We start from the raw sequence: 24,128 nt of genomic DNA on the forward strand, positions 1-24,128 counted from the left end.
TCCGCGGCCGCGTACGCGGACCGGGTCGTGCTGATCGCCGACGGCCGCATCGCCGGCGACATCTCCGACCCGACACCGGAGTCCGCCATGGCCGGCCTGGACGCCCTGCGCACCCTCGAGCCCGCCGTCACCACCGGTCCCACCCGGACGGGTGCGTGATGTCGAACTCCTTCCCCACCGCACGCCTCACCCTGGGGCAGATGCGCCGCAGCACCGGACGGCTCACCGCCGCCGGTGTGGCCATCCTGATCAGCACCGCCTTCGTCACCGTGACCCTCCTGGCCGGCGGCGTCATCAACGGCACCACCCACGACATGGTCGCGGCCGGGTACGCGCGGGCCGACGTCGTGGTGACCAGCCCGGGCACCGAGACCGACGGGATCGCCGACCGTGACGTCCAGGCCGTCGCCGCGCTCGACGGCGTCGCGGCCGTCCAGCCGGTCACGACCTGGTTCGGCGACCTGCGCAACGGCGGCAAGGGCGGCTTCCAGGCCTTCGCCCCGGTGCCCGCCGACCCGCGCCTGTCCCCGCTGGAGCTGACCGACGGCGCCTGGCCGACGGCCGACGGCGAGGTGGCCCTGTCCACGACGGTCGCCGAGCGGATGGAGGTCGCCGTCGGCGACACCGTGACGCTGAACCGGACCGTCTACCCCGACGGCTGGGCCGAGAGCCAGGCCGACGACCCGGCCGCGGAGCTCGGCGACCCGAAGGACGTCACCGAGACGCTGACCGTGACGGGCATCGCCGAGGACCCCTACGGCGCCTACACCTCCTACGGCGGCGCCGCCGCGGTCCCGGCCGCGACCCTCGACGCCTGGAACGCGGCCGAGCCCTACTCGGACCCGGTCACCGAGCTGCTCGTCGCGCTCGACACCCCGCTGGAGAGCGACGAGGTCCCGGCAGGGCTGCGCGAGTCGCTCCAGGGTGCCCTCTCCGACGGCGCGGGCGACGCGACCGTCCAGACGGTCGAGCAGGTGGCGACCGAGCGGACGGCGGAGCAGACCGGGGGCCAGGACCTCGTCTTCCTGGTGTTCGTGCTGACGTTCGCCGCCATCGCGCTGCTGATCGCGGCCATGGTCATCACCAACACGTTCCAGGTGCTCGTGGCCCAGCGCACCCGCACCCTGGCGCTGCTGCGCTGCATCGGCGCGGACGCCGGCCAGCTCTACCGCAGCGTGCTGCTGGAGGCCGCGATCCTCGGCGTCGTCGCGTCGGCGGCGGGCATCGTGGCGGGCGCGGCGCTGGCGCAGATCGCGCTGCTCGTCGCGCCGTCGTTCGACCTCGGCGTGCCGCTGCCCACGACCATCGCCCTGACCTGGCAGGCGGTCGTGCTGCCGCTGGCCGTCGGCGTGGGCGTGACGGTCCTGGCCGCGCTCGCCCCGGCCCGCTCGGCCACGCGGGTCGCGCCGCTGGCCGCGCTGCGTCCCTCGGACGCGCCCACGCTGCGCGCCCGCACCGGCCGGGCCCGCCTGGTGATCTCGATCCTGTGCGTCATCGGCGGCTTCGCGGGCCTCGCGATCGGCGTGGCCCTCGGCATGAACGGTGGCCCGCAGTTCGGCCTGATCGCGGCCGTGGGCGGCGGTTCGCTCGCGTTCTTCGGCGTCGTGCTGAGCGCCGTGCTCTGGCTGCCGCGCGTCGCGGCGGGCCTGGGCGGCCTCGTGGCCCGCACCGGCCCGGCGGCCCGCCTGGCCGTCGCCAACACGCTGCGCAACCCGCGGCGGACGGCGGCGACCTCCACCGCGCTGCTCATCGGCGTCACGCTGGTCACCATGATGTCCACGGGGGCGGCGAGCGCACGGATGTCCGCGGACAGCCTGCTCGACGAGACGTTCCCGTACGACGTGAGCGCGTCGCCGTCCGACCCGAGGTACGTCGAGGACGTGCACGGGGCCGTCGCCGGCACCGACGGGGTCACCGACACCGTGCTGGTGACGAACACGACCGTCACGCTCGCCGGGGCGGAGGACATGTCGGTCGCGGGCGCCGACCCGCACGACCTGGCGGCCGTCGTGAACGTGGCCGAGGAGGCGGAGCGGCTGACCGAGGGCTCGATCCTGCTGACGCAGGACGCCGCGGACTCGCTGGGCCTCGCCGAGGGCGACCGCACCACCGTCGAGGGTCCCGGCGGCGCCGTCGACCTGACGGTCGTCATCACCACGGCCGACCCGCTCAGCAGCATGATCACGGCCGCGGACCTGGACCGGGTCGTCGGTGAGGACGCGTGGAGCGACGTCTGGGCCCACATCGACGGCTCCGACCCCGCGGCGGTGCTCACGGACGTGCAGGACGCCGTGGCGGAGGTCGACGGCGCGGCGTTCGTGATGGGCCCGGCGGCCCAGGCCGCGCAGTTCCGGCAGGTCGTGGACGTGATCCTCGGCATCGTGGTGGGCCTGCTCGCCGTGGCCGTGGTGATCGCCCTGATCGGCGTCACGAACACGCTGTCCCTCTCGGTCATCGAACGCACCCGGGAGTCCGCGACCCTGCGGGCGATCGGGCTCGGCAAGGACCAGCTGCGTGCCATGCTCGCGGTCGAGGGCATGCTGATCGCCGGCGTCGGCGCGGTGCTCGGCATCGTGCTCGGGCTGGTGTTCGGCTGGGCCGGCGCGGCCACCGCCCTGTCGCTGATGGGTGACGTGCGGTACGCCGTGCCGTGGACGGACATCGCGCTGGTCCTGGCCGTGGCCCTCGTCGCCGGCCTCCTCGCCTCCGTGGTCCCGGCGCGGGCGGCCGTCCGCACGTCGCCGGTCGCGGCGCTCGGCGTGGAGTGAGCGCCCCTCGCTGACGACGGCGCCCGGGCACGGTACGACCGTGCCCGGGCGCTCAGTCGTCCGGCATGCTGCGGCGGTCCCCCACCGGGCCGGCCGCGAGCGGGAACGCGAGCGAGCCGGCGGCAACCCACCACTCCAGCACGTCGTGGACGAGCCGGCCCGCCGCGACGGACGGGTCGCCGTCGGACAGCCGGGCGGCCTCGTCCGGGGAGCACGCGAAGATCGACATCCCGCGGTACGACGGGTCGCTGCGGAGGTCGAACGGCCCGTTCACCACGAGCACGCCCCGGCGCCGCAGGTCGGCCCGGTAGGCGAGGTGGCGCGCCTGGAGCTCGGTGAGGGCGTCGTCCGTGATGTCGGGGGCGTCGGGCGGACGCCGCAGGACCACGACCGTGTACACGTCGAAGGCGTCGGGGACGTCGGGGTCGCTCGCCATGTCCTCAGGCTACTGAGGCCCAGCGCTCCCGGCCTCCGGCGGAGCCCAGTCCCCACCGCACGCCCCGGACCGCGACCGCCCCGGCGGGTCCGCCGAGGTTCCGGCTGAACCAGGTCTCGACGCCCAGCTCGGCGCGCGCCCAGGCGGGCAGCAGCGCCACCGACCCGGCGGCGAGCAGGCGGTAGGGGCCGCGGGCGGCCCGGGGCAGCGGCGGCTCGCGCAGCAGGAAGTGGGCGGTGTCGAGGGCCTCGGGCGTGGCGACGAGCTCGTCGCGGTAGGACCGCAGGCACTCGGCCAGCTCGGCGACCGTCTCCGGGACCACCACGGCGCCGAGCGCGCGGGCCACCCGGCCGGACTGCGCCACGTACTCGTCCGCCTCGGCCGGGCTGAGCGGCCGCTCGCCGTAGCGCTGGTGGGCGGCCAGGAACGAGTCGGCCTCGGCCACGTGCACCCAGGTGAGCAGGTGGGGGTCGCTCGCGCGGTAGGGCCGGCCGTCGGGCGCCCGGCCCCGCACCCGGTCGTGCACCGCGCGCACGCGGTCGACCATCTCCTGGGCGTGGTCCGCGGTCGCGAACGTGGTGGTCGCCAGGAACGTGGAGGTGCGGGCCAGCCGCCCCCAGGGGTCGCCGCGGTAGCCGGAGTGGCCGGCCACCCCCGCCATCGCCAGCGGGTGCAGCGACTGCAGCAGCAGCGCCCGCAGGCCGCCCGCGAACGTCGCCGAGTCGGCGTGCACCCGGCGGATCGGGCTGCCGGGCGCGAACCAGCGCGGGCCGGGCGTGAGGTGGATGCGGTCGCGCGCCTCGTACCCCCGGGGCCCGGCGACCCGCGTGAACAGGGCGTCGCCCACCCGGGCGCGCAGGCGCTCGACGGGGCTCGTGACAACGGGCATGCCGCCAGTATCCGCCCGGGACGTCCTCGGTCGGCCATGCGGTGCGGTATCAGCCGGCCGCGAGGTGGGGCATGAGGTCCAGGCGCTCCAGGATCACGCCCTCGCGCAGCGCCCACGGGCAGATCTCCAGCTCCGGCAGGTCGAACACGTCCATGCAGGCCTCCGCCACCAACGCGCCGGGCGCGATCTGGTGGGCCCGGCTCGGCGAGACGCCGGGCAGCCCGGCCAGGTCGGCGGGCGCCGTCCGGACCAGCTCGCCCATCCGTTCGCGCAGGTCGTCGAGCCGCAACGTCCTCGGCACGAGCGGCCCGTCCCCCGCGGGCGCGGCGCCGCAAATCCGGGCGAGCGACCGGAACGTCTTCGAGGTCGCGGCCGCGCGGTCGGGGCGGCCGGAGCGCAGCAGGTCACCGGCGTTGCGCGCGATGTCCGCGCGCAGGTCTCGGCGCAGGGCGCGCAGCGCCCCGGCGTCGGGTGCCGCGCCGAAGTGCGTGCGGGCCAGGCGCGCGGCGCCCAGCGGGAGCGACCAGGCGGCGTCGGGCGCCTCGTCGGCGCCGCCGGCGATCTCCAGGGAGCCGCCGCCGATGTCGAACACGGCGAGCCGGCCGGCCGACCAGCCGAACCACCGGCGCACCGCGAGGAACGTGAGCCGGGCCTCGTCCGCGCCGCTGAGCACCTCCAGGAGCACCCCGGTGCGCTCCTGCACGGTCCGGAGCACCTCCTCGGCGTTCACCGACTCGCGCACCGCGGACGTCGCGAACGCCAGCGTCTCCGCGCAGCCGCGGTCCTCCGCGACACGCACGGCCTGCGCCGTGAACTCCACGAGGGCGTCCACGCCCGCCGGGCCGACGGCGCCGGCGTCGTCCAGGTGCTCCGCGAGCCGCAGCGGCTCCTTGTACGACGACGCGGGCAGCGGCGCGGCGCCGCCGTGGGCGTCGACCACCAGCAGGTGACCCGTGTTGGAACCGATGTCGAGGACGCCCAGACGCATGGACCGAACGCTACCCGGCGTCCTGCGCCGGACGGGGTCCGGTCCACCGGTCCGCGAGCGCCTCCGCACCCCGGGCGAGCAGGGCGACGTCGGCCCCGACGAGCACGAACGACGCGCCGTCGTCCAGGTAGGCCTGGGCGACGGCGGGGTCGAAGGCGTTGACGCCCACGGGCTTGCCCGCGCTGCGCACGGCGTCGAAGGTGCGGTGCACGGCGGCGATGACGGCCGGGTGGGTCTGCTGCCCGAGCACGCCCAGGGACGCGGCCAGGTCGGAGGGGCCCACGAACACGCCGTCCACCCCGTCGACGCCGGCGATCCGCGCCGCGTTCTCGACGCCCTCGACCGACTCGACCTGCACGAACAGCGAGACGTGCCGGTCGGCGTCGGCGAGGTAGTCCTCGACGCGGTTCCAGCGCGCGCCGCGGGACAGCGCGCTGCCGACGCCGCGCACGCCGCGGGGCGGGTAGCGCACGGCCCGCACCACGTCGTGGGCCTGCTCGGCGGTGTCGACCATGGGCACCAGCACGTTCTGCGCGCCCAGGTCGAGGAGCTGCTTGAGCACCACGGGATCGCCCGACGGCGCCCGCACCACCGGAGTGACCGGGTACGGCGCGACCGCCTGGAGCAGGGCCGTGGTGGTCTCCAGGCCGATCGGCGAGTGCTCGCCGTCGATCAGCAGCCAGTCCAGTCCGCCGCCCGCGCAGATCTCGGCGACCACGGGGCTGCCGGAGCACACCCACATGCCGGCCAGCGGCCGGCCGGCGGCCTCGATGCGGTCCCGGAACGTGGGCGGGAGGGTCAGACGAATCGGCACGAGACGGTCCCCAGCTCTCGGTAGTCGGCCAGCACGGTGTCCCCCGGCTCCACCCACATCGGTCGTGTGAAGGAGCCGGCCAGGATGATCTCGCCGGGCTCCAGCGCCGCGCCGTGCCGGGCGAGCTTGTTGGCGAGCCAGGCCACGCCGGCCGCGGGGTGGTTCAGCACCGCTGCGGCGACGCCCGACTCCTCGATGACCTCGTTGCGGTACAGCAGCGCGGCGACCCAGCGCAGGTCGGTCTCCCCGACGCGCACCGGGTTGCCGCCGTAGACCATGCCGCCCATCGCGGCGTTGTCGCTGATGGTGTCGACGATGGTGCGGCCGGTCAGCTCGATGCGCGAGGACAGGATCTCCAGCGCGGGCACCACGTACTCGGTGGCCCGCAGCACGTCGAACACCGTGGCGTCCGGCCCGGCCACGCGCTCGCCCAGCACGAAGGCGAGCTCCACCTCGACCCGCACGTTCGAGAACCGGGCATGCTCGATGACCGACCCGTTCTCGAACACCATGTCGGCGAAGATCGCGCCGTAGTCCGGCTCGGTGATGCCGGTGGCCGCCTGCATGACCTTCGAGGTGAGCCCGATCTTGCGGCCCACCGGGCGCCGTCCGGCCTCGATGCCGCGCCGGCGCCAGGTGTTCTGCACGGCGTAGGAGTCCTCGATCGTCATGCCGGGGTGGCGCGCCGTCAGGAGCGGCACGGTGGTGCGTTCGGCCTCCGCGCGGGCCAGCTCGTCGGCGATCGCGGTGACGGTCGCGTCGTCGAGCACGCGCTCCCCCGTCACAGCTGGTGCCCCAGCTTGTACTCGCCCTGCTTCCAGGAGGGCAGCACGTCGGCGTCGTCCTGCGCGCGGGAGGCGTCCTCCGGGCGCGTGTAGGAGAACCCGTCCGCGCCGATCGTCACGGCCATCTCGGAGGTGTCGGTGCGGGCGACGACCGGTTGCGGGACGCCGTCCAGGTCGAGCACGGGCGACGCCTCGGTGTACCAGGAGGGCACCACGGGGTTGCCCCACCAGTCGCGGCGCTGGTTGTCGTGCACGTCCCAGGTGACCACGGGGTTGTCGGGGTCGCCCGTCCAGTAGTCCTGCGTGTAGATCTCCACGCGGTGCCCGTCCGGGTCGCGCAGGTACAGGTAGAAGGCGTTGGACACGCCGTGCCGGCCCGGCCCGCGCTCGATGCGGTCGCTCAGGCGCAGCGCGCCGAGCTTGTCGCAGATCGCGATGATGTTGTGCTTCTCGTGCGTGGCGAAGGCGACGTGGTGCATCCGGGGGCCGTCGCCGCCGGTCATCGCGGTGTCGTGCACGGTGGGCTTGCGGCGCAGCCACGCGGCGTAGGTGGTGCCCTCGGCGTCCTGGATGTCCTCGGTGACGCGGAAGCCCAGGTCCTCCATGAACCTCACCGCGCGCGGCACGTCCGGGGTGACCTGGTTGAAGTGGTCCAGGCGCACCAGCGCACCCGGGGTGTGCAGGTCGTACCGCCACGCGAGCCGTTCGACGTGCTCCACGTCGTAGAAGAACTCGTACGGGAAGCCGAGCGGGTCCACCACGCGCACCGCGTCGCCGATGCCGCGGGTGAAGCCCTCCGGCGCGCGGCGGACCTCGCAGCCGAGCTCGGTGTAGAACGCGACGGCCCGGTCCAGCTCCTGCGGGCTGCGCACCCGGTAGGAGAAGGCGGCGACGGCGGCCACCGGACCCTGGCGCAGCACGAGGTTGTGGTGGATGAACTCCTCGATGCTGCGCAGGTACACGGCCTGCTCGTCCTCCTCGGTGACCACCAGGCCGAGCACGTCGACGTAGAAGTTCCGGGAGGCGGCCAGGTCGGTGACCACGAGCTCCATGTAGGCACACCGCAGGATGTCCGGCGGCGGCGCGACAGGGGTCGGAATCGGTTCGGTCGGGGTCGGTCCAGGCATGGCGTCAGGCTCCCTTGCCGAACGTGGGGTGGTGCGCCGCGCCGAGCGTGACGTGCACGGCCTGCTGGTGGGTGTAGAAGTCGATCGAGCGGTAGCCGCCCTCGTGCCCGAGGCCGGAGGCCTTGACCCCGCCGAACGGCGTGCGCAGGTCGCGCACGTTGTTCGAGTTGAGCCAGACCATGCCCGCCTCGATCGCCTGGCTGAAGGTGTGCGCGCGCCGCAGGTCGTTGGTCCACACGTAGGCGGCCAGCCCGTACCGCACGCCGTTGGCCAGCGCGAGCGCCTCCTCGTCGGTGTCGAACGGCGTGATCGCCACGACCGGGCCGAAGATCTCCTCCTGGAAGATCCGGGCCGACGGCGGCACGTCCGCGAAGACGGTCGGCGCCACGTAGTTGCCGCTCTCCAGGCCCGCCGGGCGCCCGCCGCCCGCCACGAGGCGGCCCTCGCCCTTGCCGATCTCCACGTAGCCCATCACCTTGGCGAAGTGCTCGGGGTGCACCAGCGCGCCCACCTCGGTGGCCGGGTCCTGCGGGTCGCCCACCACCACACGCTTGGCCTGGTCGGCGTACCGTTCGACGAACTCGTCGTAGACCGCGCGCTCGACCAGGATGCGGCTGCCCGCGGTGCAGCGCTCGCCGTTGAGCGAGAAGACGCCGAAGATCGTCGCGTCGATCGCGGCGTCCAGGTCGGCGTCGGCGAACACGACGGCGGGCGACTTGCCGCCCAGCTCCATCGACAGCCCCTTGAGGTGCGGCGCGGCGTTGGCGAAGATCAGCTCGCCGGTGCGGCTCTCCCCCGTGAACGAGATGAGCGGCACGTCGGGGTGCCGGACCAGCGCGTCGCCCGCCTCCTCGCCCAGGCCGTTGACGAGGTTGAACACCCCTTCGGGCAGCCCGGCCTCCTCGAAGATGCCCGCCCACAGCGACGCCGACAGCGGCGTGAACTCGGCCGGCTTGAGCACCACCGTGTTGCCGGTCGCGAGCGCGGGCCCGAGCTTCCAGGACTCCAGCATGAACGGCGTGTTCCACGGCGTGATGAGGCCCGCGACGCCGATCGGCTTGCGGTTGACGTAGTTGAGCTGCCGGCCGGGCACCTTGAACGCGTCGTCCGCCTGGGCCACGACCAGGTCGGCGAAGAACCGGAAGTTCTCCGCGGCCCGCCGGGCCTGGCCCAGCGCCTGGGTGATCGGCAGGCCGGAGTCGAAGCTCTCCAGCTCCGCCAGCCGCGCGTCGCGGGACTCGACGAGGTCGGCGATCCGGTGCAGCACGCGGGAGCGCTCGCGCGGCAGCATCCGGGGCCACGGCCCGTCGGTGAACGCCGTGCGCGCCGCGGCGACGGCGCGGTCGACGTCGGCGGCCTGCCCCGCCGCCGCCCGCACGTAGACCTCGTTGGTCACCGGGTCGAGCACGTCGAACGTGCGGCCGTCGAGCGAGTCGACGAGCGCGCCGCCGATGTAGTGCTGGATGCGGCCCGGCAGGTCGGCGGGCACGTGGCGGGTGGGCTGGTCGGTCACGGTGTCTCCGGGGTTCGGGTCGAGTCGAGGAAGGCCTGCATGGTGGCCCAGCGGTGGTCGCGCGCGGCGATCTCGATCTCGAGCGGGTCGGCCCTGCGGCCGATCAGGTCGAGGATGTGGGCGTGCTCGGCCACGGAGTCGTGCGCCCGCCCCGGCACGAACGCGAACGTGGAGTCGCGCAGCCCCGAGAGCTGGGCCCAGCCGCGGTGCACCATGTCCAGCAGCAGCGTGTTGGGGCACGACTCGAACAGCACCGAGTGGAACTGCCGGTTCAGGGCTGTGAACGCGTGCGGGTCGAAGTGGTCCAGCAGCGAGCGCAGCCGGTCGTTCACCTCGGCGGCCCGGTCGAGGTCCGCGGCCGAGATGGCGGGGGCCGAGAGGCCGGTCGCGGCGCCCTCGACCACGCCGAGCGCCTGCATGGCCTCGACGTATCCCCGCTCGTCGATCATCGCGACGCGCGCCCCGACGTTGCGCTCGAAGGTCACCAGCCCTTCGGCCTCCAGCCGCCGGATGGCCTCGCGCACGGGGACCACGCTCATGTCGAGCTCGTCGGCGATGCTGCGCAGCACCAGCCGGTAGCCCGGGCCGAGGTCGCGGCGGGCGATCCGGTCGCGCAGGTAGGTGTAGGCCGCCTGGGACTTGCTGATCTCGCCGGCGAACGCGGTCTCGACGGCCGACGCGGTGCCGCTCTCGGCCGTCATCGCGTCGCCCGCCATGCCTCGTAGCGCGCCCGCCAGGTCGCGTCCGGCGGGAACAGCCCGTCGATCGGGTGCCCCGCGGCGACCTGCTGCGCCACCCAGGCGTCCTGCTCCTCCTGGGCGACGGTCGCCGCGGCGACCTCGGCGACCAGGTGCGGCGGGATGACGACGACGCCGTCCGCGTCGCCCACCACGACGTCGCCGGGCAGCACGGTGGCGCCGCCGCAGGCCACGGCGACGTCGGTGTCCCAGGGCACGTGCCGGCGGCCGAGCACGGCGGGGTGCGGCCCGCGGCTGAAGACGGGCAGCCCCGTGGCGGCGACGGCGTCGTGGTCGCGCACGCCGCCGTCGGTGACCACGCCCGCGGCCCCGCGCACCTTGGCGCGCAGCGCGAGGACGTCGCCGAGCGTGGCCGACCCGGTCTCGCCGCGCGCCTCGATGACGATCACCTCGCCGGGGCCCACGGCGTCGAACGTGCGCTTCTGCGCGTTGTACCCGCCGCCGTGGGACGCGAAGAGGTCCTCCCGGTTGGGGACGAAGCGCAGGGTGCGGGCGCGGCCCACGACCGTGGCGCCCGGCACGGTGGGCCGCACGCCCTCGATGATCACGTTGTCGAGGCCACGCCTGCGGAGCTGGGCGGAGAGCCCGGCGACCGGTGCGCGGCGCAGCAGGTCGAGCAGCTCGTCGGTCAGCACGAACGGTTCGGGCTCGGGGGCCAGCCCTGCCGCCTCCCGGCTGCCCCACGCGTCGGCCCGCTGGGCGTCGTCCACCCGGGGGCCCGCGCCGACGTCGGTGAACGGCACCTCGCCCTGCACCACCGTGGTGACCAGGCGGCCGGACGTCGGCGCGCCGGGCGCCGTCGGGGCGTCGACCTCCACCTCGACCACGTCGCCGGGCACCACCACGCTGGACCCGGCGGGCGTGCCGGTGAGGATCACGTCGCCCCTCTCCAGCGTGAGGTGCTGGGACAGGTCGGCCACGATCCGGGCGAACGGGAACAGCAGCGCGTCCGGGCCGGTCGTGTCCTCCTGCACCAGGTCGCCGTTGACCCAGGTGCGCAGGCGCAGCCCGGCCGGGTCCACCGCGCGCGCGTCGATCAGCGCGGGGCCGAGCGGCGTGTACCCGTCGCGCCCCTTGGAGCGCACGTTGGAGCCCTTGTCGGCCCAGCGCAGGTCGTAGACGCCGAGGTCGTTCGCCGCGGTGACGGCGGCGACGTGCGCCCAGGCGTCCTCGACGGCCACGTGCCGGGCGGGCTCGCCGATCACCAGCGCCACCTCGCCCTCGAAGGCGAGCAGCTCGGTGCCCGCGGGCCGCTCGACCACGCCGCCCGTCGCGGCGAGCGAGCTCGCGGGCTTGAGGAAGTACGAGGGCGCGGCGGGCCGTCGTCCGCGCTGGTCGGCACGGGAGGCGTACGCGAGGTGGACGGCGACGATCTTGCCCGGCCGGCGGTCGAGCGGCGCCTGCGCTTCGGTACCCATGAGCTCCCTTGCTCTCTGGTGCTTCGTATCACAGATCGTATATGGTCTGGATGGGCCCGGCAACGTCGCCGACCACGGGCAGAACGGACGAACGATGCAGTTCCACCACCACGGCTACGTGACCGGAGACCCGCACGTGCTGCCGGCCGCCGGGTACGGGATCGACCGGCCCGCCGAGCTGCCGGACGAGGTCGACGTGCTGATCGTCGGCAGCGGGCCCGCGGGCATGATCGCGGCGGCGCAGCTCGCGCAGTTCCCCGGCATCCGCACGCACGTCGTGGAGCGGCGGGCCGGGCGCCTGGAGATGGGCCAGGCCGACGGCATCCAGGCGCGCAGCGTCGAGACGTTCCAGGCGTTCGGTTTCGCCGAGCGGATCACCGCCGAGGCCTACCGCATCACCGAGATGGCGTTCTGGAAGCCGGACCCCGCCGACCCGCGCAACATCGCGCGCGCCGCCGTGCCGCCCGACGACCCCGACGGGATCAGCGAGTTCCCGCACCTGATCGTCAACCAGGCGCGGGTGCTCGACCACTTCGCCGAGGTGGCGGCCCGGGCGCCCGCGCGCGTGACCCCCGACTACGGCCTGGAGGTCACCGGGCTCACCGTCCCCGAGACACCCGCCGAGCCCGTCGCCGTGACGCTCCGCCACACGTCCGGGCCGCGCGAGGGCACCGAGCGCACCGTCCGCGCCCGCTACGTCGTCGGGGCCGACGGCGCGCACAGCGCCGTGCGGCAGGCCATCGACCGCAAGCCGGTGGGCGATAAGGCCAACCACGCCTGGGGCGTGATGGACGTGCTGGCCGTGACCGACTTCCCCGACGTGCGCACCAAGTGCGCCATCCAGTCCCACGACGGCGGGTCCATCCTGCTCATCCCCCGCGAGGGCGGGTTCCTGGCCCGCTGGTACGTCGACCTCGGCGAGGTACCGCCCGGCGAGGGCGCCCGCGTCCGCGCCACCACGCTGGACGAGATCATCGCGCGGGCGAACCGCATCCTCCACCCCTACTCGCTGGACGTGAAGGACGTGCCCTGGCACAGCGTCTACGAGGTGGGCCACCGCGTCACCGACGGGTTCGACGACGTGCCCGCCGGCCTGACCGGCACGCGCACGCCGCGGGTGTTCCTGACCGGCGACGCCTGCCACACGCACAGCGCCAAGGCCGGGCAGGGCATGAACGTGTCCATGCAGGACGGGTGGAACATCGCCTGGAAGCTGGCGCACGTGCTCACCGGCCGGGCCCCCGAGGCACTGCTGGCCACGTACTCGGCCGAGCGGCAGGTCGTGGCCCAGGAGCTCATCGACTTCGACCGGGAGTGGTCACGCCTCATGGCGACACGGCCCGAGGACCTGCCCGACCCGACCTACCTCGAGGACTTCTACGTCAAGACCGCCGAGTTTCCCTGCGGGTTCATGACGCAGTACCAGCCCTCCATGATCGTGGGCGACGCCGAGCACCAGGGGCTCGCGACCGGCTTCCCGGTCGGCAAGCGGTTCAAGTCGGCCCCCGTCGAGCGCGTGGCCGAGGGCAACCCCGCCCACCTGGGCCACCACGCCCGCGCCGACGGGCGGTGGCGCGTCTACGCGTTCGCCGACGCCGCCGCGCCCGCCGAACCCTCGGCGCTGCGCGACTGGGCGCACTGGCTCGGCACCGCGCCCGGCTCGCCCCTGCTGCGGCACACCCCGCCCGACGGCGACCCGGACGCCGTGCTCGACGTCAAGGTCGTCTACCAGCAGGACCACTTCGGCGTGGGGTTCGCCGACGTGCCCGAGGTGTTCCGGCCCAGGGTCGGCCCGTTCGGGCTGGTCGACCACGAGAAGGTCTACGCGACCGACCCGAGCCACGACATCTTCGAGCTGCGCGGGATCGACCGCGGCGGCGCCGTCGTCGTGGTCCGGCCGGACCAGTACGTGGCCGCCGTGCTGCCGCTGAGCGCGCGCGACGAGCTCAGCGCGTTCCTCGCCGGGGCGCTGCTGCCGCAGCACACCCCGACGACCCCGAAGAACGCCTGATAAATCCTGCGGGTGAATTCGTCCACCAATGGACGAAAACATCAGGATTTGCTTTCTTTATAGGTCGATTTCCGGTAGGCATGCGGGCGCCGCCACTTTCCCGTGGCCTTCTGCCTCTGCCGTCGCACACCCCTGTCGACGGCCTGACCTGGGAGAAAGCATGAGAACACCTTCACCCCGTGCGCTGCGGCGTACGGTGGCCGCGATACCCGTGCTCGCGCTCACCGTCGCCGGGCTCGCCGCGACCGGAGGCACGTCGACGGCATCAGCCACCAGCGATGCGCCCTCCATCGGAAGCTCCGAGCACTACATCAACTACGCGGACGTCGCCGCACAGCCCGAGATCGACGACGACGTCGAGCTCACGGCCGACGGCAGCACCGTCGTCCACCGGGCCAGGGGGAAGAACGGGGTCGGAGTGGACGCCTCCGTCCAGGCCGCCTCCGACGAGATCGACGAGAAGTTCGCCGGCGGCAACCCGGCGGCGGCAGGGAAGCTGGCGGAGCTCGAGAACGAGGCGGTCGTCACCGGCTCGAGCCCCCGGGACATCAAGCACTCGCGGTACAAGCGTGCTCCGCAGACCCAGGAGGCCAAGCTCCTGACGATCCTGGTCGAGTTCGACGAGAACGCGAACGACGACTTCACCGACCAGATGGTGCCCACCTACTGGGGCTCCTCGGAGTGCATGCCGGGCAACGTCCAGAACGGCCCGCTGCACAACAACATCCCGAACCCGGCCGACGCGTCGCAGCCGGACAACAACTCGATGTGGGTCGCGGACTTCTCGTCCGAGCACTTCAACAAGATGCTCTTCACCGACAGGGGCATCACCCAGCGTGTCCGCCCGGACCTCAGAGGGCCGGACGGCAGGCGTGGCATCGACATCTCCGGCTACACCATGAAGAACATGTACGAGGAGATGTCGCGCGGCGCCTACACCGTCTCGGGCGAGGCCACGCCGTGGGTGAAGGTGCCGCACTCCGAGGGGTACTACGGCGCGCAGCGCTGCTTCCTGAACGACGAGGGCGAGTGGGAGGCCGGCGCCTACCAGTCCATGAACGGCCACCCCGACAACCCGCTCGGGGCGGGCCAGCTGCCCATCGACGCCGTGGCGGCGCTCGCCGAGCTGCAGCCCGACTTCCCGTGGGCCGACTACGACATCGAGGACCAGGCCGACCGCGACGACGACGGCAACGTCTACGAGCCGGACGGCGTGATCGACCACGTGGTGCTCGTCCACGCGGGTGAGGACAAGTCGGGCGGCGGTGGCGAACAGGGCACCTACGCCATCTGGGCCCACTCGTCGGCCGTCGCGGGCGGCGCCGACATCCCGGGCACCGACCTGAAGCTCTCCAACTACATCGTGCAGCCGGAGGACTCCGGCGTCGGCGTGTTCGCCCACGAGTACGGCCACGACCTGGGTCTGCCCGACCTGTACGACACGGGCAGCGGCGGCGACTCCGACGTCGACTTCTGGGACCTGATGAGCTCCGGCTCGCACTCAGGCCCCATCTTCCAGTCGATGCCCACCCACATGGGCATCTGGGACAAGTGGGTGCTGGGCTGGGTGGACCCGGTCGAGGTCAACCCGGGAGACGACCGGACCACGATCAAGGTGGGCCAGGCGTCCCGCCCGCTGAAGGGCACCGAGGACGGCGTCAAGGTCAACCTGCCGGACAAGCAGATCACGCTGGGCACGCCGCACAGCGGCGAGAACATGTGGTACTCCGGTGCCGACCAGGACTGGGCCGACGCACGCCTCTCGCGCACCGTCGAGGTCCCGGCCGACGCCACGTTCTCCTTCTGGGCCGACTACGTGATCGAGGAGGACTGGGACTACGGCTTCGTCGAGGTCTCGACCGACGGCGGCGCCACCTGGGCGGAGCAGAAGATCGTCGACGACGCGGGCGTCGAGGTCACCACACCGGACGGGTACGCGGACCCGAACGGCCGCATGGCCGACTTCGGCGACAAGAAGTACGGCCTGACCGGCTCCACCGACGGCTGGGCCCACCTCAACGTGGACCTGTCGCAGTTCGCCGGGACCACGGTGGACGTCCGTCTGCGCTATGCCACGGACGCCGCCTTCCAGGAGCGCGGATGGTTCTCCGACGACTTCGAGCTCACGAGCGGTGACACGGTCGTGTGGAGCGACGACGTGGAGACGACGGACCCGGGCTGGACCGCCGAGGCGACGACGTTCGTCGACACCACCGGTGCCGGCTGGCACACCACGTCCGGCTCGTCGGTCCAGGCGCAGTACTACCTGGTCGAGTGGCGCAACCTGGACGGCTTCGACAAGGGCCTGAAGTACGGGTACGACTCCACCTACGCGGCGCCGCAGACCGACGCGTGGAAGGTCGAGAAGATCGCGTACAACGCGCCCGGCATGCTCGTCTGGTACCGGGACACCACGTACGGCAACGCCAACCTGGTGCTGAGCAACCTGTCGGCGCTCCCGAGCACCGGGCCGAAGGGCGGCCTGCTGCTGGTGGACAGCCACTTCGACCCGCTGCGCCGCGACGACTCGGCCACGCCGGACACGTCGGTGCTGAAGAACATCCCGTCCCGCGCGCAGTCGTCGAACGTGGCGTTCGGCCTCAAGCCGACGTACCCGTTCACCGAGTGCATCACGGGTACGGACACCACCGAGGAGTTCTGCACGGACTTCCGGGCCCAGGCGCCGGTGCGCACGTTCACCGACGACCACGGCTGGTACCCCGGCCTCGAGCTGAACGACAACGGCAGCCTGTACTACCGGGACAACGACGCGTCGACAGTGGTGCCGTCCGTCGGCAACTCGCCCTACACGGTGCGGATGGTCGACGAGCGCGGACAGCTCCTGCCGGAGCTGTTCGGGCAGGACTTCGGCATCGGCGCCATCACGGGCACCGGGGACCCGGAGGACGACGGTGTCGGCTACGGCACCGTGATCCACCTCAAGAAGGCCCTCCAGAACAACACCTCGGCCCTCATCCAGATCACGCCGCCGCTCTCGGGGCGGTGACCCCACAGCAGTGATCCTGCCGTCCGGACAGGGACCATCCCCGTCCGGACGGCAGGAAGGCCCCGCCGCGTGGATATACTCCACATCGTCAAGGCGGACAGCACCGACAACACCGCCTGCGCTCGAAAAAGGGGCGCGCGACGGGCCCTTGGCCGGGCCCGCCCGGGACACATACGGACCGCACCACTCATCCGTCACTGTTTCCCTGGAGGCCCCGTGCCCACCGTGTCCGCACACGTCGCCCGTACCGTCGCACGCCACGTCGACCATGTCTTCGGCGTCATGGGCAACGGCAACGCCTGGTTCCTCGACGCGCTCGAACGCTCCACGACCGCGCGGTTCACCGCCGTCCGGCACGAGGCCGGCGGCGTGGTAGCCGCCGACGCCCACTTCCGCGCGTCGGGCCGCATCGCCGCCGCCACCGCCACCTACGGCGCGGGCTTCACCAACGCCCTGACGGCCCTCGCCGAGGCCGCCCAGGCCCGGGTGCCGCTGGTGCTCCTGACCGGCGACGAGCCGACGTCGGGGCCGCGCCCCTGGGACGTCGACCAGATCGCCCTGGCGGCCGCCGTCGGCGCGCGCACCTATACGGTGGGCCGCGCGGACGCCGCCGCCACCAGCGTGATCGCCATCGAGCACTCCCTGACCTACCGGGTGCCGGTGGTGCTGGCGATCCCCTACGACGTCGCCGCCCTGGACGCCGGGCCGATCCCGGACGCACCCGAGCCCGTGCTCCCCCGGCCGCTGGCCCCGGCCGGCCCGTTCGACGCCGCCGCCATCACCGACCTGGCCCGGCACCTGGCCGACGCCGAGCGGCCCCTGCTGCTCGCGGGCCGCGGCGCCTGGCTCGCCGGGGCCGGCGCCGTGCTCGGCGAGCTCGCCGAGACCACCGGGGCGCTGACCACCACCACGGCCCTGGGCCGCGGCGTCTTCCCCGACGGCCGGTACGACCTCGGCGTCGCGGGCGGCTTCGGCGCGCAGGGGGCGATGGACCTGGTCCGCGAGGCCGACGTCGCCGTCGTGCTGGGCGCCTCCCTCAACCAGTTCACGATGCGGTTCGGCGAGCTGTTCGCACCCGGCACGCGCGTGGTCCAGGTGGACATCGCGCCCGCCGCCACGCATCGGCACGTCGGCGGGTTCGTCCGCGGCGACGCGGCCCTCGTGGCCCGCGCCCTGATGGACGAGCTGCACGCCCTGGGCGCCAAACCCTCCGGCTGGCGCGAGACGGTCGACGTCGCCGCCGCCCGCACCTACGAGACCGGCCCCGCGGACGGGATCGCGCCCGACGGGCGCCTCGACCCCCGCACCGTCGCGCACCGCCTCGCCGGCCTGCTGCCCGCCGACCGCGTGGTCGTCTCCGACGGCGGGCACTTCATCGGCTGGGCCAACATGTACTGGCCCGTCGCCTCCCCCGACCGCATGGTCATGGTGGGCACCGCCTACCAGTCCATCGGGCTCGGCTTCCCCAGCGTCGCCGGCGCGGCCGCGGCCCGGCCCGACGCCGCCGTGGTGCTCACCACCGGCGATGGCGGCGGGCTGATGGCGCTGGCCGACCTGGAGACCGCCGTGCGCACCGCGCGCGGCCGCGGCATCGCCGTCGTCTGGAACGACGCCGCCTACGGCGCCGAGGTGCACGTGTACGGGCGGCAGGGCATCACCGAGGAGCCGATGCTCATCCCCGAGACGGACTTCGCGGCGCTCGCCGGGGCCGTGGGCGCCGAGGGCGTGGTCGTGCGCTCGCTGGCCGACCTGGACCGGGTGGCGGCCTGGGCCGCCGAGCCGGTCACCGACCGGCGCTTCCTGCTCCTGGACTGCCGTGTGTCGGGGTCCGTCGTCGCGCCGTACCAGGAGGAGATCCTGGCCGCGAACCGCACCCGATAGCGCCCTGACCTCAACGAACGGGACCAAGGTCCCCTCCGCGTGGGCCCGGCGACCCTGCCGGCGGACGGCCGGCCGGCGGGATGGTGGAGACAGGCGCCGGAAGAGGTCCGGCGTATCCACCGGGAGGACATCATGAGCTCCGTCAGCCACAGCTCCGCCGAGTGGGCGCACGGGTCGGGCGCACGGGGAGAAGCCGCCGCCGCAGCGACCACGCACGTCACGAGCGAGGCCGTCGCCCGGTACGCCTTCGCCGGCGTCCGGCTGCTGCTCGCCGTCGAGTTCCTGTGGGCGTTCGGCGACAAGCTCTTCGGCTGGGGCCGCTCGACCCCCGCCGAGAACGCCTGGATCAGGGGCGGCTCCCCCACCGACGGATTCCTCGGTGGCGTCGAGGGCACCTTCGCCGGGTTCTTCAACCCCATGGCCGGCAACCCGGTCGTCGACTGGCTGTTCATGCTCGGCCTGCTCGGCATCGGCCTGGCGCTCGCCCTGGGCATCGGCATGCGGATCGCGGCCGGCGCCGGCGCCGTGCTCATGCTGCTGATGTGGATGGCATCGCTGCCGCTGGAGAACAACCCCTTCGTGGACTACCACCTCGTCGACGCGGTCCTGCTCATCGGCCTGGCCGCCTTCCTGGCCGGTGACACCATCGGCCTCGGCCGGTGGTGGTCGCGCCGGCGCATGGTCGAGCGCTTCCCCGCGCTGCGATGACGACGCACCCCGCGGTGCCCGTCCCGGCCGTGACCGGGACGGGCACCGCGGCTACGGTGGGGCACATGGACGTACGGGTGTTCCTCGTCGACGACCACGAGGTGGTGCGTCGCGGTGTGGCCGACCTGCTGGAGTCCGAGCCGGGCGTGCGCGTGGTGGGCGAGGCCGGGACCGCGCGGGAGGCACTGGCCCGGGTGCCCGCCACCGAGCCCGACGTCGTGGTCCTGGACGTGCGGCTGCCCGACGGCGACGGCGTCACCGTCTGCCGGGAGCTGCGCTCGCAGATGCCGGACCTGGCCTGCCTCATGCTCACCTCGTTCGCCGACGACGAGGCCCTCTACGACGCGATCCTCGCGGGGGCCGCCGGCTACGTGCTCAAGCAGGTGCGGGGCACCGACCTGGTCAAGGCCGTGCTGACCGTCGCCTCGGGCGGGTCGATGCTCGACCCGCGCGCCACGGCGCGCGTCATGGAGCGGCTCCGGGCCGACGCCCACCACGCGCCCGACCCGCTCGCCCAGCTCACCGACCAGGAGCGGCGCATCCTCGCGCTCATCGGGCACGGCCTGACCAACCGGCAGATCGGCAGCGAGCTGTTCCTCGCCGAGAAGACCGTCAAGAACTACGTCTCCAGCATCTTCGCCAAGCTGGGCCTCGAACGGCGGGCCCAGGCCGCCGTGCTCGCCGACCGGTTGGAGCAGGACAAGCGCCACCACCCGTGACGGCCTCGTGCGGCCCGGCCAGGGGCGGCGGGGTCAGGGCTCCGGCGTCTCGTCCCGGGGCAGCGGCACCCGCCACTCAAGGCGGGTACCGGTCTGCACGGCCGACGGGTTCACCGGCGTGACCACGAGCACGCCGCCCGACTCGGCCGCGCGGCGGGCGAGGTTGAGCAGGCCGCTGCGCGTCGCGTCCGGCGGGATGCCCACGCCGTCGTCGCTCACCGTGAGCACCACGTCGTGCCCCACGCCGAGGCACACCTCCGCGCGCGACGCGTGCGCGTGCCGGCCGACGTTCGACAGGGCCTCGCGCAGGACGGCGACGACGTGCTCGGCGACGTCGGGCGGGACCAGGGTGTCGACCGCTCCCTCGAACCGCAGCCGGGCCGTGAACCCGAGCGCGGCCGTCGTCGCGTCGACCTCCGCGATCACGCGGGCGCGCAGGCCCACCCGGCGGGCGTGCGCGCCGCCGGGCTGCTCCCCCGACTGCAGCCGGTAGATCGTCGTCCGCACCAACGAGATGGTCTCGTCCACCTCGTCGACCGCCTTGGTGAGCTGCTCGGCGACCTCCGGGGTCGCGCTCCGGGCCACGCGCTCGAGCGACAGGCCTGTCGCGTACAGCCGCTGGATGGCCAGGTCGTGCAGGTCGCGCGCGATGCGCTCCCGGTCGCGCAGCAGGGAGACCCGTTCGGCGTCGGCGCGCCCCTCCGCCAGCTCCAGCGCGACGGCCGCCTGCGCGGCGAACGCGCCCAGGGCCTCGACCACCACCGACGAGAACGGCAGCCGGCCACGGAGCCGGCCCGCGGCCAGGACGCCCCGGGCGCTGCCCGGCTGGCCGAGCGGCCAGACGGCGAGCGGGCCGAGCTCGCCGGGAAGGTCCAGCGCCAGGCTGGCGCGCTCGTCCGCCGTCGCGTCGTCCGTCACCATCAGCACGCCCGTGCGCAACGTGAGGGTGGCGAACGTGCCGTCGGCGGCGAGCACCGACCCCACCTTCGCCTCCGTGTCGAGCCCGGAGGCCGACTGCAGCACCAGGCGGCCGGTCGTGGGGTCGGGCACCGCGGTCGTCGTCACGTCCGCGTCGGCCACCTCCCGCGCCTCGCTGGCGATCAGGGTCAGCACGTCATGCGGCGAGGACCCGGCCAGGACGTGGCGCGAGATCCGGTCGTTGGCCCGCGCCCAGCGCTCGCGCAGCCGCGCCACGTCGTACAGCCGGGCGTTCTCCACCGCCACGCTCGCCGCGGCCGCGAGCGCCTCGAGCACCCGCTCGTCCTCGGCGGTGAACTCGCCCCCGCCGCGTTTGTCCGTGAGGTAGAGGTTGCCGAACGGGGAGCCGTGCACCCTCAGCGGCATGCCGACGAAGGTGCGCATGGGCGGATGGTGGGCGGGGAACCCGACCGACGCGACGTGCGCGGACAGGTCCCCCAGCCGCAGCGGCACGGGGTGGCGGATCATCTCGCCGAGCACGCCGCGGCCCGTGGGGTACGGGCCGATCGCCGCCACCTCGTCGTCGGTCAGGCCGACCGTGAGGAACCTGGCGATCCGGTTGTCGGCGCCGAGCAGCCCGAGGGCGCCGTAGCGGGCGTCGACGAGCGAGACGGCGGCCTCGACGATGCGGTGCAGCAACGACTCGAGGTCCAGGCCGCGGCCGACGCCGACGACCGCCTCGAGCAGCACGTCGGTGCGGTCGCGTGGAGCACTCACCGGGTCCATCGGCACCTCCCGGGGCCACGCTAGCGCGCGGGCGCGGGGAGCGGCACGCGGGACCTTCGTCCCGGGACGGCGGGGTCTCCCGGCTCTGCCGGGCGCAGCCGGCGGCTGGTGTGCTGGTGGTGAGCACAGGAAGTGCGAGGGGTAAGGAGCACGATCATGACCATCACCTGGTACCGGGGCATCGTCGTCGGCGTCGACGGGTCCCAGGAGAGCCTGTCCGCGCTCGACTGGGCGGCCCACGCCGCCGACGTGCACGAGGCGCGTCTGACGGTGGTGGCGACCCATGCCACGCCGGCCGCGCCCGTACCCGGGTTGGGCGACCCGATCCGGGACGGCCGCGACGAGGCCCAGCGGGCCGCGGGAGCGGCACGCGCCCGGCTCGGCGGGCGCCGGCCGGGCGGCCGCGACGTCGAGGTGCTGGTCCTTCCCGGCACCGCGGCGCACGTGCTGAGCCAGCGGTCGCGGACCTGCGACCTCGTGGTGGTGGGCCGCCGCGGGCTGGACTCGTTCGACCGGGTGCTGCTCGGCTCCACGTCGTCGGCGCTGGCGGCGGCGTCCCCGGGGGCGGTGGTCGTGGTGCCGGCGGGCGCGACGACCGGCGACCCGCGCCGGATCCGCGTGGGCATCGCCCGGGACGACGAGCCCGACGTGCTGGGCGCGGCGTTCACCGAGGCCGCCGCACGCCGCTGCCCGCTGGAGGTGGTGCACGTGACGGGCACGGACCCGATCAGCTCGGCGCTCTACCAGGCGGACCCCGTCGCAGCGACGTGGCACGAGGCGGCCCGGGCCGAGGTGGCCGACCAGGTGGCCCGGTGGTCGGAGAAGTACCCGCAGGTCACGTCCACGACGGCGATCCGGCGCGGCGACCCGGCGGGCGCGCTGCTCGAGGACCTGGCCCCGGACGACCTCGTCGTCGTGGGCGGGCGCCGGCACCCCTCGGTACTGGGCCGCATGCTGCGCAGCGTGCCCGACGCCGTGCTGCGGGCCGCGCCGTGCCCCGTCCTGGTCGTGCACACCCGCCCGGTGGGGTGACCGGGGCGGGTCGGGCGGCAGCCGGAAAAGCGCACGTTTGCGGGAGGTCTTGTCATGGGCTTCCGGATCGGCGCGGCCCGGCCGTAGCGTCAGCACCGTGAGAGCACGAGCTGGGGCCGTCGTCTGCGCGGCCGCGTTGCTGTTGGCCGCCTGCTCCCCGGGCGGGAGGACGTGGCCCGAGGTGCTGGAGCGGGACTACCCGCCCGCGCCGGCGCAGCGGGTGCCCGTGTCCGGCGAGAGCGGTGGGTCCGGGGCCTCCGGCGGGGACGGGAGCACCGTCCCGGTCGCCGACCTGGCCGACCCGGAATGGCTGCGCGACACCGCGGAGCGCACGGGGATCCCGCGGCGGGCGCTGGCCGCCTACGCCGGGGCGTCGCTCCGGCTGGCCGAGACCCTCCCGGAGTGCGGCCTCGGCTGGAACACGCTCGCCGGCATCGGCGCGGTGGAGTCGATCCACGGCAGCTACCTCGGCGCGAGCACCGATGCCGACGGGCTGGTGAGCCCGCCGATCATCGGCATCGCGCTGGACGGCAGCGAGGGGGTCATGGAGATCCTCGACACCGACGAGGGCGAGCTCGACGGCGACGTGCGGTGGGACCGCGCCGTCGGCCCGATGCAGTTCATCCCGACCACCTGGGGCGACCACGCGCAGGACGGGAACCTGGACGGCCGGGCCGACCCGCACCAGATCGACGACGCGGTGCTGACCGCGGCGCACTACCTGTGCGAGAGCGGCGGCGACGTGACCACCGACGACGGCTGGACCGCGGCGCTGGGGGCCTACAACCGCTCGGTGTCCTACGCCCACGACGTGGCGGACCTGGCGACGTCCTACGGCGCGGAGCCCGACGGCGCGGAGCCGGACGGCAACGCCGGGCCGGGCGCCTAGCGGCTCGGCGCGGGCGGCAGGTCGCGGCCGATCAGCCGGACGATCGCCAGCTCCGTGGCCTGCGCCATGTCGACCGAGCCGGGCTCCAGCAGCCACTGGAGCTGCAGGCCGTCCATCGTCGCCACGATCACCCGGGCGGTCGTCGCGGTGTCCACGCCGTCCGCGATCTCGCCCAGGGACCGGGCCTCCTCCAGCGCCTCGACCACGAGGGCGAGCAGCCCCTGGTACCGGTCGCGGAAGTACTCCTGCGCCGGGTGCTCGGCCGTCACGCTCTCCGCGGCGAGCACGGTGTAGAGCCGCACGATCCCCTCGCGCGTGGTGTTGCGCCGCGTGGTCTCCACGAGGTGGCGCAGGAACGCCAGGCCGCGGGGGCGCTCGTTGCCGAGCTCCTCGATGTCGGTCGAGTCGCGCAGGTCGAGCACGCCGGTGAGCAGCCCGGCCTTGGACGAGAAGTAGTGCAGCACGCCGGCCTGGGTCAGCCCGACCCGCGCCGAGATCTCCGCGAGCGACGCGCTCTGGTACCCGCGCTCCGCGAACGTCTCCATGGCGATGCGCAGGATCTCCGCCCGGCGCTCCGCGGGCGGACGCCGCGTCCTGGTGCTCCCGGCTTCTCGTGTCATCCGAGCGAGTCTACGGGTACGAGGAACCCCTACCTACCGAGTGCTTGGTAGGTAGGGATAG

The 24,128-nt window shown here is 74.0% G+C and carries 19 protein-coding genes and 1 pseudogene; 9 read left to right on the plus strand and 11 right to left on the minus strand.

The genetic code is table 11. The annotated features are described in order from the left end of the window. Window positions 1-159: pseudogene (locus AB0I29_RS23190) on the plus strand (ABC transporter ATP-binding protein); the annotation flags it as partial. Continuing rightward, a complete protein-coding gene (locus tag AB0I29_RS23195; protein WP_357486179.1) occupies window positions 159-2,768 on the plus strand; it encodes an FtsX-like permease family protein in 2,610 nt (869 codons plus the stop codon). The pseudogene AB0I29_RS23190 and the gene AB0I29_RS23195, both read left to right, overlap by 1 nt. A 52-nt stretch (window positions 2,769-2,820) precedes the next feature. On the opposite strand, the gene AB0I29_RS23200 is transcribed toward AB0I29_RS23195, so the two are convergent. The 9 genes from AB0I29_RS23200 to AB0I29_RS23240 are packed head-to-tail and all read right to left on the minus strand — an operon-like array spanning window position 2,821 to window position 11,496. Further along, the gene (locus tag AB0I29_RS23200; protein ID WP_285102051.1) at window positions 2,821-3,204 is read right to left on the minus strand and encodes a YciI family protein; all 384 of its coding nucleotides are present in this window, start codon (window positions 3,202-3,204) and stop codon (window positions 2,821-2,823) included. A 4-nt stretch (window positions 3,205-3,208) separates the two neighbouring features. Beyond that, window positions 3,209-4,093, minus strand: a complete 885-nt coding sequence (locus AB0I29_RS23205; RefSeq protein ID WP_285102050.1) for an oxygenase MpaB family protein — start codon at window positions 4,091-4,093, stop codon at window positions 3,209-3,211. Window positions 4,094-4,142: 49 nt separating this feature from the next. Next, the gene (locus tag AB0I29_RS23210; RefSeq protein WP_285102049.1) at window positions 4,143-5,081 is read right to left on the minus strand and encodes a Ppx/GppA family phosphatase; all 939 of its coding nucleotides are present in this window, start codon (window positions 5,079-5,081) and stop codon (window positions 4,143-4,145) included. A 10-nt stretch (window positions 5,082-5,091) separates the two neighbouring features. Then, a complete protein-coding gene (locus tag AB0I29_RS23215) occupies window positions 5,092-5,895 on the minus strand; it encodes an HpcH/HpaI aldolase/citrate lyase family protein (protein WP_285102048.1) in 804 nt (267 codons plus the stop codon). Further along, window positions 5,880-6,665 (minus strand): 2-oxo-hept-4-ene-1,7-dioate hydratase, encoded by a 786-nt coding sequence (gene hpaH / locus AB0I29_RS23220; protein WP_285102060.1) that lies wholly within the window; start codon window positions 6,663-6,665, stop codon window positions 5,880-5,882. Before hpaH ends, AB0I29_RS23215 begins: the two co-directional genes overlap by 16 nt. Window positions 6,666-6,676: 11 nt before the next feature. Continuing rightward, a complete protein-coding gene (hpaD, locus tag AB0I29_RS23225; RefSeq protein ID WP_285102047.1) occupies window positions 6,677-7,807 on the minus strand; it encodes a 3,4-dihydroxyphenylacetate 2,3-dioxygenase in 1,131 nt (376 codons plus the stop codon). 4 nt (window positions 7,808-7,811) lie between these two features. Next, on the minus strand, window positions 7,812-9,320 hold the full coding sequence (gene hpaE / locus AB0I29_RS23230) for a 5-carboxymethyl-2-hydroxymuconate semialdehyde dehydrogenase (RefSeq protein ID WP_357486183.1): 1,509 nt from the start codon (window positions 9,318-9,320) through the stop codon (window positions 7,812-7,814). Then, window positions 9,317-10,021 (minus strand): GntR family transcriptional regulator, encoded by a 705-nt coding sequence (locus AB0I29_RS23235; protein ID WP_285102045.1) that lies wholly within the window; start codon window positions 10,019-10,021, stop codon window positions 9,317-9,319. Before AB0I29_RS23235 ends, hpaE begins: the two co-directional genes overlap by 4 nt. Continuing rightward, window positions 10,018-11,496: a fumarylacetoacetate hydrolase family protein gene (locus tag AB0I29_RS23240; RefSeq protein ID WP_357486185.1), complete on the minus strand. Its 1,479-nt coding sequence runs from the start codon at window positions 11,494-11,496 to the stop codon at window positions 10,018-10,020. Before AB0I29_RS23240 ends, AB0I29_RS23235 begins: the two co-directional genes overlap by 4 nt. Before the next feature lie 94 nt (window positions 11,497-11,590). Here AB0I29_RS23240 and AB0I29_RS23245 point away from each other — a divergent pair, with 94 nt between their 5' ends. The 5 genes from AB0I29_RS23245 to AB0I29_RS23265 all read left to right on the plus strand — a co-directional run bounded on the left by AB0I29_RS23245 (window position 11,591) and on the right by AB0I29_RS23265 (window position 19,822). Beyond that, the gene (locus tag AB0I29_RS23245; RefSeq protein ID WP_357486187.1) at window positions 11,591-13,507 is read left to right on the plus strand and encodes an FAD-binding monooxygenase; all 1,917 of its coding nucleotides are present in this window, start codon (window positions 11,591-11,593) and stop codon (window positions 13,505-13,507) included. 160 nt (window positions 13,508-13,667) lie between these two features. Further along, entirely contained in the window at window positions 13,668-16,514 is a 2,847-nt protein-coding gene (locus AB0I29_RS23250) for an immune inhibitor A domain-containing protein (RefSeq protein ID WP_357486189.1), read from the plus strand. A gap of 216 nt (window positions 16,515-16,730) precedes the next feature. Beyond that, window positions 16,731-18,395 carry a thiamine pyrophosphate-binding protein gene (locus tag AB0I29_RS23255; protein WP_285102041.1) on the plus strand — a complete coding sequence of 555 codons (1,665 nt, stop codon included), beginning with the start codon at window positions 16,731-16,733 and terminating at the stop codon, window positions 18,393-18,395. A gap of 132 nt (window positions 18,396-18,527) precedes the next feature. Continuing rightward, entirely contained in the window at window positions 18,528-19,103 is a 576-nt protein-coding gene (locus AB0I29_RS23260; RefSeq protein ID WP_285102040.1) for a hypothetical protein, read from the plus strand. A 65-nt stretch (window positions 19,104-19,168) separates the two neighbouring features. Further along, the gene (locus tag AB0I29_RS23265) at window positions 19,169-19,822 is read left to right on the plus strand and encodes a response regulator transcription factor (RefSeq protein ID WP_285102059.1); all 654 of its coding nucleotides are present in this window, start codon (window positions 19,169-19,171) and stop codon (window positions 19,820-19,822) included. Between the two features lie 33 nt (window positions 19,823-19,855). Here the strand turns inward: AB0I29_RS23265 and AB0I29_RS23270 are convergent, their stop codons facing one another. Next, window positions 19,856-21,526: a GAF domain-containing protein gene (locus AB0I29_RS23270; RefSeq protein WP_285102039.1), complete on the minus strand. Its 1,671-nt coding sequence runs from the start codon at window positions 21,524-21,526 to the stop codon at window positions 19,856-19,858. Window positions 21,527-21,682: 156 nt separating this feature from the next. On the opposite strand from AB0I29_RS23270, the gene AB0I29_RS23275 reads away from it, so the two are divergent. Together AB0I29_RS23275 and AB0I29_RS23280 are read left to right on the plus strand one after the other, a co-directional pair. Next, window positions 21,683-22,558, plus strand: a complete 876-nt coding sequence (locus AB0I29_RS23275) for a universal stress protein (protein WP_285102038.1) — start codon at window positions 21,683-21,685, stop codon at window positions 22,556-22,558. Window positions 22,559-22,655: 97 nt separating this feature from the next. Further along, on the plus strand, window positions 22,656-23,447 hold the full coding sequence (locus AB0I29_RS23280; RefSeq protein WP_357486193.1) for a lytic murein transglycosylase: 792 nt from the start codon (window positions 22,656-22,658) through the stop codon (window positions 23,445-23,447). Here AB0I29_RS23280 and AB0I29_RS23285 read toward each other — a convergent pair. Next, window positions 23,444-24,067 carry a TetR/AcrR family transcriptional regulator gene (locus tag AB0I29_RS23285; RefSeq protein ID WP_357486195.1) on the minus strand — a complete coding sequence of 208 codons (624 nt, stop codon included), beginning with the start codon at window positions 24,065-24,067 and terminating at the stop codon, window positions 23,444-23,446. The genes AB0I29_RS23280 and AB0I29_RS23285 overlap by 4 nt on opposite strands. Window positions 24,068-24,128: the final 61 nt, after the last annotated feature.

It is taken from the genome of Promicromonospora sp. NPDC050262 (assembly GCF_040655935.1).
Taxonomy (GTDB): Bacteria; Actinomycetota; Actinomycetes; order Actinomycetales; family Cellulomonadaceae; genus Promicromonospora.

Bases quoted from the DNA above. Each gene is read 5' to 3' on its own strand.
- AB0I29_RS23265 (WP_285102059.1), top strand. From the start codon at position 19,169: ATGGACGTACGGGTGTTCCTCGTCGACGACCACGAGGTGGTGCGTCGC.
- AB0I29_RS23285 (WP_357486195.1), bottom strand. From the start codon at position 24,067: ATGACACGAGAAGCCGGGAGCACCAGGACGCGGCGTCCGCCCGCGGAG.
- AB0I29_RS23275 (WP_285102038.1), top strand. From the start codon at position 21,683: ATGACCATCACCTGGTACCGGGGCATCGTCGTCGGCGTCGACGGGTCC.
- hpaD (WP_285102047.1), bottom strand. From the start codon at position 7,807: ATGCCTGGACCGACCCCGACCGAACCGATTCCGACCCCTGTCGCGCCG.
- AB0I29_RS23205 (WP_285102050.1), bottom strand. From the start codon at position 4,093: ATGCCCGTTGTCACGAGCCCCGTCGAGCGCCTGCGCGCCCGGGTGGGC.
- AB0I29_RS23200 (WP_285102051.1), bottom strand. From the start codon at position 3,204: ATGGCGAGCGACCCCGACGTCCCCGACGCCTTCGACGTGTACACGGTC.
- AB0I29_RS23245 (WP_357486187.1), top strand. From the start codon at position 11,591: ATGCAGTTCCACCACCACGGCTACGTGACCGGAGACCCGCACGTGCTG.
- AB0I29_RS23210 (WP_285102049.1), bottom strand. From the start codon at position 5,081: ATGCGTCTGGGCGTCCTCGACATCGGTTCCAACACGGGTCACCTGCTG.
- AB0I29_RS23250 (WP_357486189.1), top strand. From the start codon at position 13,668: ATGAGAACACCTTCACCCCGTGCGCTGCGGCGTACGGTGGCCGCGATA.
- AB0I29_RS23270 (WP_285102039.1), bottom strand. From the start codon at position 21,526: ATGGACCCGGTGAGTGCTCCACGCGACCGCACCGACGTGCTGCTCGAG.
- AB0I29_RS23260 (WP_285102040.1), top strand. From the start codon at position 18,528: ATGAGCTCCGTCAGCCACAGCTCCGCCGAGTGGGCGCACGGGTCGGGC.
- AB0I29_RS23240 (WP_357486185.1), bottom strand. From the start codon at position 11,496: ATGGGTACCGAAGCGCAGGCGCCGCTCGACCGCCGGCCGGGCAAGATC.
- AB0I29_RS23195 (WP_357486179.1), top strand. From the start codon at position 159: ATGTCGAACTCCTTCCCCACCGCACGCCTCACCCTGGGGCAGATGCGC.
- AB0I29_RS23235 (WP_285102045.1), bottom strand. From the start codon at position 10,021: ATGACGGCCGAGAGCGGCACCGCGTCGGCCGTCGAGACCGCGTTCGCC.